The sequence below is a fragment of the Acidaminobacter sp. QWL-03 genome (assembly GCF_058683855.1).
The window spans coordinates 2,502,061-2,518,162 of record NZ_CM178752.1; the positions used below are offsets into that span (position 1 = coordinate 2,502,061).

Annotated in this window: 9 protein-coding genes and 1 pseudogene; 3 read left to right on the forward strand and 7 right to left on the reverse strand. The window is 50.5% G+C overall.

The window, feature by feature from the left end; all coding sequences use genetic code 11:
- Nucleotides 1-104 precede the first annotated feature (104 nt).
- The 5 genes and pseudogenes from tnpA to AC4PHM_RS11865 all read right to left on the reverse strand — a co-directional run bounded on the left by tnpA (nt 105) and on the right by AC4PHM_RS11865 (nt 4,952).
- A pseudogene (tnpA, locus tag AC4PHM_RS11845) lies at nt 105-577 on the reverse strand (IS200/IS605 family transposase).
- A gap of 172 nt (nt 578-749) precedes the next feature.
- Nucleotides 750-1,868 (reverse strand): FAD:protein FMN transferase, encoded by a 1,119-nt coding sequence (locus AC4PHM_RS11850; protein ID WP_492017966.1) that lies wholly within the window; start codon nt 1,866-1,868, stop codon nt 750-752.
- Between the two features lie 95 nt (nt 1,869-1,963).
- Nucleotides 1,964-2,839 carry a hypothetical protein gene (locus tag AC4PHM_RS11855; RefSeq protein WP_492017967.1) on the reverse strand — a complete coding sequence of 292 codons (876 nt, stop codon included), beginning with the start codon at nt 2,837-2,839 and terminating at the stop codon, nt 1,964-1,966.
- A 201-nt stretch (nt 2,840-3,040) separates the two neighbouring features.
- Nucleotides 3,041-3,706: a YczE/YyaS/YitT family protein gene (locus tag AC4PHM_RS11860; RefSeq protein ID WP_492017968.1), complete on the reverse strand. Its 666-nt coding sequence runs from the start codon at nt 3,704-3,706 to the stop codon at nt 3,041-3,043.
- A gap of 127 nt (nt 3,707-3,833) precedes the next feature.
- The gene (locus tag AC4PHM_RS11865; RefSeq protein WP_492017969.1) at nt 3,834-4,952 is read right to left on the reverse strand and encodes an alanine racemase; all 1,119 of its coding nucleotides are present in this window, start codon (nt 4,950-4,952) and stop codon (nt 3,834-3,836) included.
- 283 nt (nt 4,953-5,235) lie between these two features.
- Here AC4PHM_RS11865 and AC4PHM_RS11870 point away from each other — a divergent pair, with 283 nt between their 5' ends.
- Nucleotides 5,236-6,252: a potassium channel family protein gene (locus tag AC4PHM_RS11870; protein WP_492017970.1), complete on the forward strand. Its 1,017-nt coding sequence runs from the start codon at nt 5,236-5,238 to the stop codon at nt 6,250-6,252.
- A 98-nt stretch (nt 6,253-6,350) separates the two neighbouring features.
- A complete protein-coding gene (locus AC4PHM_RS11875; protein ID WP_492017971.1) occupies nt 6,351-8,210 on the forward strand; it encodes a diguanylate cyclase domain-containing protein in 1,860 nt (619 codons plus the stop codon).
- 139 nt (nt 8,211-8,349) lie between these two features.
- Here AC4PHM_RS11875 and AC4PHM_RS11880 read toward each other — a convergent pair whose 3' ends face one another.
- A complete protein-coding gene (locus AC4PHM_RS11880; RefSeq protein WP_492017972.1) occupies nt 8,350-9,510 on the reverse strand; it encodes a GGDEF domain-containing protein in 1,161 nt (386 codons plus the stop codon).
- Nucleotides 9,511-9,738: 228 nt separating this feature from the next.
- A complete protein-coding gene (locus AC4PHM_RS11885) occupies nt 9,739-10,263 on the reverse strand; it encodes a hypothetical protein (protein WP_492017973.1) in 525 nt (174 codons plus the stop codon).
- 1,081 nt (nt 10,264-11,344) lie between these two features.
- Between AC4PHM_RS11885 and AC4PHM_RS11890 the strand changes: the two genes are divergently transcribed.
- Nucleotides 11,345-15,856, forward strand: coding sequence for a hypothetical protein (locus tag AC4PHM_RS11890; RefSeq protein ID WP_492017974.1), 4,512 nt, complete (start codon nt 11,345-11,347; stop codon nt 15,854-15,856).
- The last annotated feature ends 246 nt before the right edge of the window (nt 15,857-16,102 follow it).

Genomic DNA, 16,102 nt, shown 5'->3' on the forward strand with positions numbered 1-16,102 from the left:
GGTAGTTTGCTCAGCCCTATAAGGGCTTGTTACTCGCTTGAGCCTTAAGGCTCTTCGAAAAAGTCTGCCAACTGCTTTTATTCTCGGGCTGCTGCTAAAGCAGCCTATTTTTTGCCCTTTTTCACCTGCTCACCCGTAAACGGGTCAACATACTCCTCTATACTTATCTGGTCATGTGCTATGTCCTCATCTAATTGATTTCTTACGTACTCTCTTATTTGCTTTTCATTACGTCCCACTGTATCCACATAATATCCTCTGCACCAGAAATGCCGGTTTCCGTACTTGTACTTTAAGTTGGCATGCCGGTCAAATATCATGAGCGAACTTTTTCCTTTCAGGTATCCCATAATACTCGCTACACTGTACTTTGGCGGTATTGCAATTACCATATGAATATGATCTGAGCACGCTGTTGCTTCAAGTATTTCGATACCTTTTTGCTCACACAGTTTCCGTAAAATCCTCCCAATATCATTCTTATTTTTCCGTAAATCACTTGTCGGCGATACTTGGGAGCAAATACTACGTGATATTTGCAGTTCCGTTTTGTATGTGCTAAACTATTCTTATCCATTTCAGGATACCTCCTTTTGTTTATTAAGCTGGTTGGCAGACCATCTTTATTCTAACAAAAGGAGGTATCTGAATTAAATACTCAAAGCTAAAGCTCTTTAGAACCCCCGGTAGAACCGGGGGTTTTCGTTTTATAAGAATTTGGCCGATGGTTACCATCGGCCACTGCTTTGTTATTCAACGATGTGGAAATTATTATCCGTCAGCTCAAAGAATGCCTTCGCGCCCTCAGTCATGGTGATGGACTTGTCCTCCATGACGAAGATGGCATCGATGCCGTCAATGGACTCCACCAGCGCTTTGCCCTTTTCTGGTCCCAGGGAGAAGACCGCCGTGGAGAGGGCATCCGCGTCCATGGAGATATCAGCGATAATGGAGACGCCCACAAGGCCATTTTCGACCGGGTAGCCATTCGTGGTGTCGAGGATATGGTGATAGCGCTTGCCGCCCTCCTCAAAATACCGCTCATAGACGCCCGAGGTCACAATGGTCTTGTCGGTGATGGTGGCAATGCCCAGGTATTCGCCGCGCTCGGAGTATGGATTTTGGACGCCTATACGCCACGGTGAACCATCTGGCTTTTCGCCCATGACCAGGACGTTGCCGCCCAGATTGACAATGGCGCTGCGGACGCCGTAATCATACAGGATCCCAGAAACCACGTCCGCGCCAAAGCCCTTGGCTATGCCGCCCAGATCTATAAGCATGCCTTTTTCCTTGAGGAAAACCGTCTTCTCCGCTTCGTTCAGCTCAATTTTCGTATAGTCCACAAGGGGCAGACGCGCGTCGATTTCTTCTTTAGCCGGAATCGCGGCATAATCTGTGCCAATATTCCAGAGCTTGACCAGGACGCCGACGCTGGGGTCGAAGCGGCCATCGGAGAGTTCGCTGTAACGGACAGCGTTCCTGATGACCTCAAAAGTGTCCTCAGAGACCTTCACCGGAGCGATGCCCGCATTTTCGTTAATCTGCATGACTTCGCTTTCCGCTGGATTCGCGTCGTTGATGGTCATGCGGCGCTCAATGTCCCGCAGGGCATTAAAGCTGTCAAGGAAATAGGCTTCCTCCGCATAGTCGAAAAGCTTGAGAGAAATTATGGTGCCGAGGATGAAGTCATTTTGCTCCACAGGCTCGGCAAGTGGGGTTGGAAGGTCTGTGCCCGGCTGTTCGGCGCCAGGCTGCTCAGGCGCGGGGGCCGGCTCTGAATTCTGACAGCCGGTGAAAGCCAGCAGTGTCAGGGAAAGTAAAATCAAAATTATAATTGCCGATGGTTGTCTGTAACTTTTTTTCATATTTGGATGCCTCCGTCAATTGCGGCGTAAACGTAAAACAAGACTCAAGGTGCGTCCCTTGAGTCTTGTTCGGTTAACGTGTTTGGGGTGAACTATTACTTCGCAGTTGCGAGCGCTTCAGCAGCGAGTGTGAAGAAGTCGCCTACAGAGATGGAAACGCCAGCAATGGCATCAGTTTTGCCTTCTGCGTTGAGCGTCACTGAAGCAGGATCTTGGGATTCGAGAAGGACTGCTTCCGTAGCAGCAGCCTGCTCATGCCAAGGTGCTTTCGCGCCTGCAACGGTCATGTCGTAACGACCGTCAGCAGATTGGACTTTTTTGGTGTCGCCGCCATCCTTGTGGATGCCGTCCCAGTTAGCTGCAACGATGTAGCCGTTGATGACCGTAAGGTCTACAGTTGATTTCCAGCCGCTGTTAGCGTCGAACTCAGCGCCTTCAGCATGGTAAGCGCCGTCTTTGTATTGGCCAGCGCCAACCGGACCAGCAGCAAGTGCTTTTTCAACAAGTGTGAAGTACTCGATGACGTGGATGGAAACGCCAGCGATTGCATCCGTATGACCTTCAGCGTCAGTGTACTCGATCATAGTAGGATCTTGTTTCTCGAGAAGGTAGGCTTCAGTAGCAGCAGCCTGCTCGTGCCATTCAGCCTGAGCGCCGCCCTTTGCGACCATACCGTAAGTGCCGTCAGTGGAGAGTGTGATCTTGTCAGGACCAGCGTTTTTGTTGGCGCCGTTCCAAACTGCAGATGTGATTGCGCCGTCTTTAACTTCGACAGTGACCATGTACTTCCAGCCGTTTTCTGCGAAGCCGTCTTCTTGAGCGAAGTAGATGCCGTCAGCGTATTTAGCTTCTGCCGGAGTTTCAGCTGGCGTTTCAGCGGGCGCTGGAGTCTCAGCTGGCTTGGAACAACCTGCGAAAAGGCTGATGGCGAGCACGGACACGAGGCCGAGCGCTAAAAGTTTTTTCTTCATTTTGGTAATCCCCCTTGATTTTAGTTTCATCCTGAGTATAAATTCCTGATAAAATAATGTCAATCATTAGGGGTAATTTGTTCATTTAGGTCACAAAAGTGACAAATTGTTTTTTATTTATTTTTTGTACAGCCCATGTTTTTCAAAGGATGCGAGCATTGATTGAATTTTCTAAAATCGAAATTGTAATTATTTCAATTGTTACTTCGCCCGCACCCACGCTAAATCCTCGTCCACGAAGCGGTGCTTTTGGCCTTTGACGTCAAATTTGACCAGCTTGAAAACGTTTTGGACGGCACAGCCAATACCAACCGCCGTCAGCACCGTGCCAATGCCTATGGAGCCGCCCAGGAAATAGCCTACGGCCAGCACGCAGAGCTCGATGCCGCTGCGGATCAGCCCGACCGGCTTGCCGGTCTTTTTCGTTAGCGCCACCATCAATCCGTCCCGGGGACCCGAGCCCATGCCACAGCCCAAATAGACGTAGGACGCGATGCCTATGGTGTACATCCCAGCAAAGAGCTGAATCACCCTGAGTGGGACGGATTCCAGAGACGGCAGCAGCCCGCTGCCGAACAGGAGGTCCAGGAATACCCCAATAAAAATCATGTTGCCTATGGTCCCCCAGCCAACCCGCTCACCCAGTTTGACGTTGAGGGCGACAATGATGATGCCCACGCCAATGCTGGCCGTGCCAAAGGTAATCCCCAGGGTCTGGGACAGCCCCTGATGCAAGACGTCCCAGGGCGCAAGGCCAAGATTGGCGTCCACCGTCAGCGCAATGCCAAGCGCGTAGAGAAAATACCCAAACATCAGCCTGGGCAGCCGCTTTACATAGGTTATTACCGGATTTGATGTCTGTTCCAAAGAGATGACTTCCTTTCATTCGTGAGGTTGGGGCAATAGGCCATCGGCCACGCGGACGGTTTTCACATTGGTGACGCGGACAACTTTTAATTCAGTGCCAGAGCATGCGATAACGTTTCTCAACCGACTACAATACCGTCTCCCCGTTTAGCAGCACCTTCTCCACCGACGCGGAGCCCGTCGAATACAGCATTGCCGGGTAGCTGAGGTCAAATTCCAAAACATCCCCCACCACAGGCCGCGCTTCCGGGGCTAGATCCGTCACGTCCAAAATCAAATGATCGCTGCTGCTGCCAATCAGCCGCAGCCCCTCATTCCTGACCAGCAGCTTCTCATGGGATCCAATATCCTGCTTTCCTACAGCGGCAATCGCCCGAACGCGGACGCCCTCATCCACATACACCGGCACCTCGCCAAAAGCATCCACAAAGATCTCCCCAATGGGATAACTCGGTTTCTCCTTGACTTCCACGACCTGCGCCTTCAGCGTGAACGCGTCCGCCACCACACCCGGGAATGGCGTATTCCAGAACACCATCAGATCCCGGCCGTTCAAAATGCCCTCTCCAACCCGCAGATGGTTGATCCCCTCCGGCACGCCGCCTTTCAGCAGCAACGGCAGCGTCGTAGTCGCGCCCCCAGACACATACCGGAGCTTCCGCCCCAGCCGCGCCTCAATCGCCCTCGCCAGTTCCACCAGCTCCGTCAAATTCTCCGTGGTCGGACTGATCGACCCATAGCACCCTAGATTCGTACCAATACCCTCCAGCACCACGTGCGGCATCCTGAACTCAATCTCCTCCGCCAGCGCCATCATGGCTTCAAAATCCCGAAAACCCTCGCGAAGATCCCCCAGGTCCGCCATCAGGATCACGCCGTGCTGTTTTCCCAACCGACCACAAACCTCTTCAATTTTGCCGATGGTCACTTCTTCCGAATTCAGACTGAGATCTGACAACAGAACCATGTCCTCAATCTCGGACAGCATAGGAAGCCTAAGGAGCCACGTCTGCGCACCCGGCACCGCCTCGCGGATCCGCCTCATCTGATCCATCCGCGACGTCGCAAGGCCGGTACACCCGCCCTTCAGCATGGCCTTTCCCGCCTCAACTATAGAATTGCAGCCCTTGATCACACCCGTGATCTCAATCCCGCGCTCGCGGGCATAAGTCGTAACGCAAGCCGCATTGCTCGCCAGTTTCTGAAGATCTATTTCCAGTCTCGGATAATGATTAGGTGTAGTCATAAATTTCCCTCCAACTTCAAAGGCTTTCCAGCAGAAAGCCAAATCTTTTTTCCATTTTACATTATTTAAAAGCCCCGGGCAAAAAAATCGAAATTTTTGTGAAAAAGGCGTCGAAAAAGGTCGAAATTTTGCGAAAAAAGGTGAAAACCGCCCTATTTCTCGTTATAATCAGAATAGTCCACCCTTTTTGTAAGCCTGCCACAATTTCTTGTTGCCTGACACGCCAAACGGGGGATACATAAGACAACCAAATTTCCGCACCAACCCCTGAGGAGGTGGCGTCATGCACTGGCAGTTCAAGCGTATACTGATTCTGGTGTCCTCCCTGGTGTTATTGCTGCTTACCGGGACTATGGGCTACATGGTCTTGGAAGACATTCCAGCGTTAGACGCCTTCTACATGACGGTCATCACGCTGTCCACCGTAGGTTTCAAGGAAGTCGTATCGCTGTCAAACGCCGGCAAGATTTTCACGATCCTGATGATCTTCGGCGGGATCAGCTTCGTGGCCTACACCTTGACCTACGTCGCCGCGTTCGTCTTTGGCGGCGAATTCACCGAAATTATGAGGAGGCGCGCCATGGAACACGACATTGACAACCTCAGAGACCACTACATCCTCTGCGGCGCAGGCTACACGGGGATGAGCGTCATCAAGCGTTTCCTTAAAAGCAACGTCAGCTACATAGCCATAGAAAAAAGTGAGGAGCGAGCCAACGCCTTGCTGGAGGAAGGCATCATGGTCCTCCACGGCGACGCCACCCAGGAAGACGTGCTGGAAAAGGCCGGTATTCACCACTCCAAAGGTCTGGTCAGCTGCCTCTCCACCGACGCGGACAACGTCTTTACCGTGCTGACTGCCCGGGGCATGAATCCGGATCTGCATATTGTCTCCCGCGCCATCGATCCAAACGCCCATAAAAAACTATTCCACGCCGGCGCCAACAACACCCTGTCCCCCAACGAGCTGGGCGGCGACCGCATGGCCACCATGTTGCTCAGACCCGCCGTCATGTCCTTCCTGGAAATCACGACCCACATAGGAGACATCATCTTTGACATAGAAGAAGTCGAAATTCCAGACGGCTGTATATTCGCGTGGCAAACCCTGAGAGAATCCGGCTTCAGAAGAAAGACCGGGCTCAATGTCCTGGCCACCAAAAAGCACACCGAGGACTTTGTCCGCCCCAACCCAGATCCGAGTTTTCTGGTCGAGCCCGGCGACAAGCTGCTGGTCCTTGGGCAGCTGGAGCAGATCGACAACATTAAAAAGCTGCTCAAACAGCCCCGTTCCTATTAGTTTCGCTAATTTAAGCCGTCACTGCTAAAATCCACAAGTAAAAGAATCCCCACGAAAAAGGTCTAACAATTTGCCATCCAAGGAGTGTCGATGCTTCAATGACAAAGCCTAACCCGACTGAACAGACCGAGACAGCATTCAAAGCGCATAAGGACCCTAACTCAGACAACCCCCGCGACGCCGCCGTTGCCGGCAACGGCCTGAAGTACGAAAAAATCTATCAGAGTATTGCCGACGCCGTCTTCATCATCAAAGTCGAAGAGGGCCCCACTTTCCGTTACATAGACAGCAACCTCTACCACGAACAGATGACAGGACTCCTGCGGGACCACCTCAAAGGCAAAACGCCCCAAGAACTGCTGCCGGCGCCGCTTGCCATCACGGTTGAAAAAAACTACCGTCGCTGCTGGGATCTGAAAAGCACCATAGTTTACGAAGAAACCCTGAACCTCCCAAGAGACACCCGAACCTGGCAGACTACGCTGACACCTCTGATGGAAGCCGGGGAGGTCCGCTACATCATAGGCTCCGCCATGGACATTTCCGGACAGAAGTCCGTTGAGCTCGCCTTCCAGGAGACCCACGAGCAGTTCGAGAGCTTTTTCAGCCTGTCCCCGGACCTGCTGTGCATTGCCAACAGCCACGGCCGGATCATGAAGGCCAACAAAGCCTGGAAACTCCTGATGGGATATGAGCCTGCTGACCTCCAGGACGCCATTTTTTTTGAGTTCGTCCATGCAGAGGATGTCGAAAAATCCATCAACGCCCTCAACACACTTAACCGCGGCGAGCCCCTCATGGGCTTCGTCATCCGAATGAAAACCAGCTCCGGCGAATTCCGCTACATCGAGTGGAACGCCGAGCCGTCCGGTGCCCACATCTTCGCGGCCGCCCGGGATATCACCGAACGCAAGGAAACCGAGGACCGGCTCATGTACCTCAACTTCCACGACCCGCTCACCGGCCTTTATAACCGCGCCTATTTCGAGGACGCCCTGAAGCGCATGGACGTCCCCCGCAATCTGCCCATCAGCGTCATCACCGCCGACCTGAACGGCCTTAAGCTCGTCAACGACACCTTTGGCCATGCGGAAGGCGACGAGCTCCTGAAAATGGCGGCCGAAGTCATGAAGTCCGCCTGCCGGGCAGATGATATCATTGCCAGAGTCGGCGGCGACGAGTTCTCCCTGCTCCTCCCGAAAACAGACGCCGAAACCGCCGCCCACATCACCCAGCGCATCCAGTCCCTGGCTCAGGCCGCCAACACCGGCACCGTGATGCTGAGCCTCTCCATGGGCGAGGCCACCAAGTCCGCTGAGCATCAGATCATGAACCGCGTCCTCAAGGACAGCGAGGCCACCATGTACCACAACAAGCTCCTCGAAAGCCGCTGGGCCAAGAACGCCCTGATCGAATCCATAGCCACCGTCATGGAAAGCCAGTCCGCCCGCACCATGGAGCACTGCCGCCGCGTTCAGAGGCTCTGCGAAGCCTTTGGCACCCGCCTGGGCCTGACCCCGGAGCGCATCGAGGACCTCAGCCTTCTGGCCCTGATGCACGACATCGGCATCATGAGCGTGCCCCGGGAAGTCGTTGAAAAGCGCGGCCAGCTGGACAGCCAGGAGCGTGTCCAGGTCCAAAAGCACGCGGAAAGCGGCTACCGCATTGCCGTTTCCAGCCCAGACTTCACCCGCATCTCCGAGGACATCCTCAGCCACCACGAGCGCTGGGACGGCGAGGGCTACCCACGGGGCCTCTCCCGTCGGGACATCCCCCTCCACGCCCGCATTGTCGCCCTGATCGAGGCCTACGACACCATGCGCCACGACCAGGTCTACCGCTCCCGCCTCTCCCCCGACCAAATCCAAAAAGAATTAGCCGATGGTGCCGGCACCCAATTCGACCCGCATCTGACACGGCTGTTTTTAAGTGAATTTTTGGTGGAAGAGTTGGGGTAGAAACTCTGTGTCAGAAACTCGGTGTCAGACACCGAGTTTCACGCCTAAAAACAAATCGACCCCCTTCGTGTTCAACTTCCACGAAAGGGGTCGAAATTTTTTGGGCGTGTATTGTTGTCATCTTTTGTCGGCATCTGCTCTAAACACTGACCACATTCAAATTGGATTTCTTTTCTGTCTTCCGCCGATTTTTCTCCTCATACATCTTAAGATCGATTTCCATCAGCGCCTGCTCCACTTCCTCAGGGGTTTTATACACAAAAGTGTCATAGCCCATGCTGACCTCCAATTTCCAAGCATCACCTGATGTCTCATTGTACACCGCAAAGGCCTCCTGAATACGTTCCACCGCCTTTAGAAGCGCCATGCGGTCCTCAACCTCCATGACCACCAGAAATTCATCTCCCGCATACCGTGCGACAAAATCCGTCTTGCGCAGGCTCCCCCTAATGAGCTCCGCCGTCCGCTTGATGGCCAGATCCCCAGCAGAGTGACCATACAAATCATTGATCACCTTGAGATTGTCAATATCCAGCATCATGCCCGCATAGAGCACATCTCGCCGATTGTCTCCCATAGCCTTCACCAGCAGATCTATACTCCGCCGGTTCTCCAACCCTGTCAGCGGATCTATAAAGATCATAGCCCTCTGGACATTGATATAAATCAAGAGAAGAGCGATGGTCTTAAAGCTCAACGTAGCCGTAGTGCCATAAAATAAAGTCTGAATCACAACTCCTGCGACAGGCAGCAGCGGGAACAGCACCAGCGACCACAGCATCACCGGATTAAGCCTTCGCCGGTTTAACAGAAGTGTCAAATAAGCCTGTCCTGCTAAGAGGACATTAAGCATCACCTGGATCATAAACCAAGGCCCGCGAACGTAAACGTTGCCCTCTTCGAGTCGAAACAAAATCCCGGTGTAGAAGTTTGCCAGGACCATGAGCATTATGACAGCGACCAACGCGCCGCGTAGGGCCACCCTATACCTGCAGGCCACAAGGTCTGTGACAAACAAATTTTCAATGTAATCCACCCAAAGGTAAAGCGTAACCGGCGCCAGCGCAAACAGCAGCGTGTTGCTGATGTAGCCGGCAGCATACATCCACGACTCCGGACGCCCGTCCAAGGCAAAGGTCACAATTTCAACAAAAGTACTGATCAACATCAAAAAGGTCAATCTGGAAAAAAGGTCTGTTGATTTGTTTCTTAGCCCCATGCTCTTTCTCGTATTGATGAACATAGCAAGTAGTATCACGAACGCCAGTATATCAACATCAAGCTGAATAAACAGGTCCATCCAAAACCTCCAGGCTGCGCCTTTAATGATGTGTCTAAGGTCATTATACAATTTTGTAATGCTTAAGAACAGAATATTAAACCAAAAAAGGAAAATTTTTTACAAACAAAAAGATCCTGAGTGGCGGCGAATCAGTCAGCGCTTAGGGGAAGCCGCGGGGCCTTCTCTCCTTACGCACTACTTTCGCGTTTGACTCAGGATCCATGGACATATTAATTAGACCTAAACCTAGACCTCTTTAAGCTTCTCCTCAGCGGCTGCTTTGACATCTGCAACCTTCTCTTCCGCTGCCTCTTTTGCTTCTTCAACTTTTTCCTCAGCCGCTTCTTTAGCCTCTTCCACTGCGGCCTGGGCTTCTACTTTGACATCTTCAGCCTTTTCTTTTGCTTCCTCAGCCACAGCCTCAGCCTTTTCTTTGGCTTCTCCAGCCGCAGTTTCCGCTTGTTCCTTGACTTCTTCGACTTTATTTTCTGCTTGATCCTTCAGACCTTCAACTTTTTCTTTCGCTTCTTCCAATTTATCCTCTGCCTTGTCCTTAAGCGCTTCAGCCTTGACTTTCGCGTCCTCAAGGACGTCCTCTGCTTTGTCTTTCAAGACCTCTGCTTTTTCTTTCATTTCACCAGCCAAGTCCTCTGCTTTGTCCTTTAAAACCTCAGCTTTTTCCTTGACCTCGCCTGCCAAATCCTCAGCCTTGTCCTTGACCTTTTCAGCTGTCTCTTTGGATTTGTGGAACAGTTTGTCTAGAAATCCCATGATAATCCTCCTTTAAACTATTGGTTTCCGCGTGCCCTATGTGCAGCATGTGATGTCACGATCTAAATATTTAGTCTTTCGGTTTATACCCTTATTTCAGGAAGGATTTCAATAATTTTGAGAAAGTTATGGTTGTCGGCAAATAGCAGTCTTAAAAAGAGGATTTTGCCGATGGTTCCCCTCCCCCCAAAAATTGCATATCGTTTGAAAAATTAATAATCGTTCATTATTATATGGACATAAATTTACAGAGTCGTTTTATGTGTTATGTAAACCTATTTGTATTTATATACGTCTTGTTGTTTTAATTGTGAACATTATTACACAAGTTAAAATATTTGATTTTAAACACAAATAGCATAAATTGAACAGCCATAAATTTTGATTATTATTCAATTGTATTAATATTTTTTATTATTTTGGGTATAATATAAACGACTTTCCAAGGCTAACAATTCCCTGCCAACGCATAAACGCCAAGTTTATGCATCCTTGAAAATTGAATAAATTGGCGGAAGCAATGAAAACCGGATCCTGAATGGACGCCCTGATCCGGTTGGAGCCAAAGGCGTAACCGACCCTTAGTTTTTGTGGGTCGTATTTTGTTTTTTGGAGCACGAGGAGGTATGCCTATGAAGAATCAGGCGGCATGCCGGCAGATCAGCGCACTACATAAATAACGGATCAGACAATTCAAGGCAGAGATAGGACAAGCAGTTGATCGAGGGGGATATGTGCCTGCAGAAGACACCGCCCTTCGAATTATGGATAGAGTCAGAGCAAGGAAGCATCCAATTTCACAAGAGCTCCCGGCCAACCACTGAGGCTGCTGGCGATAACAAATCAAGAGGGAATGACGGATCTGAAAAGGATCTGTGATTCTGATTTGTGTTGTGTTTTGAATGGGAGCGATGAAGTCCGGCTATCAGATGGACGCCTTATGCCGGGCTGAGCCAGTGGCGTAACCGACCTGTGAGGGTCGGTTTTTGATTGACTCGACTTTGAAAATTTGTTTCTCTCCTAAACTTAGAGAATTTAAGGAGTGAGAACGATGTTAGGATACCCGACCGCTAGGAGGAGCGTGACGAGGCTTCTCTTAGCATCGATGTTGATTTTTACACTCATCATCTCTACTATTCCAACGGCAAGTTTTGCCGCACCAGCACTAAGCGCGACACTTTATGGTTATTCAGTGGATTATAATAATACTGAAACCAAAATTGACGATATGCGATGGCAAAACTCCAACTTAGGCAGCGCTTGGGCTGAAGGCGAATGGGTCCCATATCAGTTTGTCATCAGCAATATCAGCAACTTTAACAAAGAAATGGCCAAAACCATCGTTGCCTATGAGTTTATTAAAAAGACGCCATATAACAACCGCTTTGTCGACTTGGTCCGTGGCTTCCAGGTCAGATATACAACAGATCCAGCTGAAAATATTATGCTGAAAAATCCTACCAAAACCAGTTATGGTGACCAAGGCTGGCCACACGTCACCAGCGCGGATCCAATTGAACCGAATGATGTCGCTCAAATGGAAGCTGCTCAGAACTGGCCAGTACTTGAAGATCTCTGGGCTGGCTTTACTGAGATGACTGTACCAACCACCCAAATCAATCTTGGTCCTCCAAATGGTTCAGGTGGATTTTATCCACTGAATCCTAATGGCAACTATACCATCGGTGGAAAAGCTGTTCATGATCCAAGTGCGTATTTCTATTTTACTGGTGATCAGTTGGTTGCAGCGGCAGGTGAAGGCATAAGAAACGCCAAAACAATTGTCGTCTATTTCCAACTCCACTTGTCCCGCACTTCACTTTGGAACAGCGGTCTCTACCAAGGCTATGCAGATCCATCAGTACCCGCCTTTAACTGGGGTGGATGGGTCTATGGAGAACCTCGTTTTGACGACGCTTCCGGTAAACCTCTTACAAAACTCGGTTCCTTCTTTAACCCTGGTTCCTCCGGCGACGCACGTCTCGTTACTGTTGGGGACAGAACCGTTTCCATTCCGGTTCCAAAACAACCTGTCGTCCGTGTTGAAGGTTACAAATGGCACGACCGAGACGGTGATCATACCCTGGATACCGGCGAGGAATTCCTTGCCAACTGGCCAGTTTATGTATCCGCTGAAATAGATGGTATGGCCTTCGTATTGGGTACAAAAACGGATGCCACAGGTAAATATGTTTTTCCAACTTTAACTTATGGTACACGTTATATTACCGAAGGAGAAACACGCTTGGGTGAATCCGATTGGAGTCAGACTACACCGCCTGGCGGTCTGGCCATTACCTCCGGTGAGGCTGATTTATTTGATGTTGATTCAGCATTTACTTCAGATTCATTGGGTCTATTTGGTTCTTATCAACTCTACTTTGATGCTCTTGATGCTTCAGGTAAATTGATGTACATTCCGTCAAGCAGCATTGCCTCTGAAGTTCCTGATCCTCCAGTTTTAGCCCAATATGGCTATGAAATTTTGTTGAGCTCAGCCAGCGGCACCATCACTTCTGTTGATGGCGTTACGGTAAGACTCGTGGATGACTTGAACTTTGGTAACATGTTCTTTGATGCTAGAATCAGCATTACGCCTGATGGAACCAACGAAGTCGGCGACGACCACATCTTTACTGCTCACCTTGAAGTCAATTATGGCTCAGGTTGGGTGGATGCGCCTGCCGGTGTTGAAATTGACTTCACAAACGACTTTGGTTTACCTGCTTCCGGTACGGTTTTGACCGACGCCAACGGCGAAGCTCAATTCACCATCAGTTCTGATGAAGCCGGTTTATCGACGGTCAGCGCAAATGCGACTTTCGATTTAGGCAGCAGAATGTTCTATGTTGAAACCGATGGCACTGCTGAGAACAGCGAACCTGCTGAGAAAACTTGGGTCGACGCTAGAATCAGCATTGCCGCAGACGATACCAACGAAGTTGGCGACGACCACACCTTTACCGCTCTCTTAGAAGTTAACGACGGCTCCGGTTGGGCCGACGCGCCTGCCGGTGTTGAAATTGACTTCACAAACGACTTTGGTTTACCTGCTTCCGGTACGGTTTTGACCGACGCCAACGGCGAAGCTCAATTCACCATCAGTTCTGATGAAGCCGGTTTATCCACGGTCAGCGCTTCTGCTACCGTAACCGTCGGTGGAATTGAACTCTATCGTGAAACCAACGGCTTAGCTGGCAACAGCGATCCCGCTGAGAAAACTTGGGTCGACGCTAGAATCAGCATTGCCGCCGACGACACCAACGAAGTCGGCGACGACCACACCTTTACCGCTCTCTTAGAAGTTAACGACGGCTCCGGTTGGGCCGATGCGCCTGCCGGTGTTGAAATTGACTTCACAAACGATTTTGGTTCACCTCTTTCCGATACTGTTTTGACCGATGCCAACGGCGAAGCCCAGTTCACCATCAGTTCTGACGAAGCCGGTTTGTCCACGGTCAGCGCTTCTGCTACAGTCTTAGTTGGCGGCGTTTCACTCTATCGTGAAACCGACGGCTTGGCTGGCAACAGCGATCCTGCTGAGAAAACTTGGGTCGACGCTAGAATCAGCATTGCCGCCGACGACACCAACGAAGTCGGCGACGACCACACCTTTACCGCTCTCTTAGAAGTTAACGACGGCTCCGGTTGGGCAGACGCGCCTGCTGGTGTTGAAATTGACTTCACAAACGACTTTGGTTTACCTGCTTCCGGTACGGTTTTGACCGACGCCAACGGCGAAGCTCAATTCACCATCAGTTCTGATGAAGCCGGTTTATCCACGGTCAGCGCTTCTGCTACAGTCTTAGTTGGCGGCATTTCACTCTATCGTGAAACCGACGGCTTGGCTGGCAACAGCGATCCTGCTGAGAAAACTTGGGTCGACGCTAGAATCAGCATTGCTGCCGACGATACTAACGAAGTCGGCGACGACCACACCTTTACCGCTCTCTTAGAAGTTAACGACGGCTCCGGTTGGGCCGATGCGCCTGCCGGTGTTGAAATTGACTTCACAAACGACTTTGGTTCACCGCTTTCCGATACTGTTTTGACCGATGCCAACGGCGAAGCCCAGTTCACCATCAGTTCTGATGAAGCCGGTTTATCCACGGTCAGCGCTTCTGCTACCGTAACCGTCGGTAGAATTGAACTCTATCGTGAAACCAACGGCTTAGCTGGCAACAGCGATCCCGCTGAGAAAACTTGGGTCGACGCTAGAATCAGCATTGCCGCCGACGACACCAACGAAGTCGGCGACGACCACACCTTTACCGCTCTCTTAGAAGTTAACGACGGCTCCGGTTGGGCCGATGCGCCTGCCGGTGTTGAAATTGACTTCACAAACGATTTTGGTTCACCTCTTTCCGATACTGTTTTGACCGATGCCAACGGCGAAGCCCAGTTCACCATCAGTTCTGACGAAGCCGGTTTGTCCACGGTCAGCGCTTCTGCTACAGTCTTAGTTGGCGGCGTTTCACTCTATCGTGAAACCGACGGCTTGGCTGGCAACAGCGATCCTGCTGAGAAAACTTGGGTCGACGCTAGAATCAGCATTGCTGCCGACGATACCAACGAAGTCGGCGACGACCACACCTTTACCGCTCTCTTAGAAGTTAACGACGGCTCCGGTTGGGCCGATGCGCCTGCCGGTGTTGAAATTGACTTCACAAACGACTTTGGTTCACCTGCTTCCGGTACGGTTTTGACCGATGCCAACGGCGAAGCTCAATTCACCATCAGTTCTGATGAAGCCGGTTTATCCACGGTCAGCGCTTCTGCTACTGTAACCGTCGGTGGAATTGAACTCTATCGTGAAACCGACGGCTTAGCTGGCAACAGCGATCCTGCTGAGAAAACTTGGGTCGACGCCTATATCACCATCAATCCACCATTAGATACCAATATGATAGGAGATCCTCACCTCTTCACTGCAACATTAATGGTCAATTACGGCGATGGTAATGGTTTTGTCAGTGCACCTGACGGAACTACTATTTACTTCAACATCGTATCCGGACCTGGTTCTCTCGATGCGCCTAGCGCCGCCACAACCGATGGCCAAGCTTCAGTTACCTTGACATCCTATGTGGCTGGCACGACAATCGTCAGCGCAAACTCAACCGTTAATGTAAGCGGCGTAGATCTCTACCGTGAAACCGATGGTAATGCACCTAACAGCGGTCCTGCAACTAAGATTTGGGAAGAACCTGAATATGAAACTGCTTGGGCTGCCCATAGTCCAGGGGTCTACCGTTACACGCCAACTGGCAGCTGGGCAACTTATATCAGCTACGCTGAATTGATTGACAGGAAAGCTAATATTTACTCTGGACAAACCACTTATGTCGGCACCGTTGAATTTGTACCTAGCGGTTCCGGTGTACAATTGATCATCACTCTTGAAGACTGGACCTTCGGATCTAGTTCAATAGTATCTGTACAAGGCTATGATACAGCGCCTATCGGTATGTCCTCTGCACCAGGTCAGTTTGAGTACCATTTCAACGCATCAGAAAACACTTTCACATCTCCTGAAATTCCAATCTACAACTTCTATGGTATTCACATTAATGTCTACGAAGAATTTCATTGATGGCACTCAGGTTTCCCTCACTCACCTGATAGAATATCCAATGCAGCGATGGTAAATAATTTCGAAGAGTTTGTAATCACTTGTTTTTAGCAAAAACAACTTCTTCAACTTCACTCGCGATGACAGTTAAAGTAATGAAAAGCGCCTCCAGAGCTTTATCCGGGGGCGCTTTTCAATCCTAGCGAGTGGGATTAGTGGGGGCTAAAACCATCGACATATTTATTTTCTAACCATTTTCATTTCCTT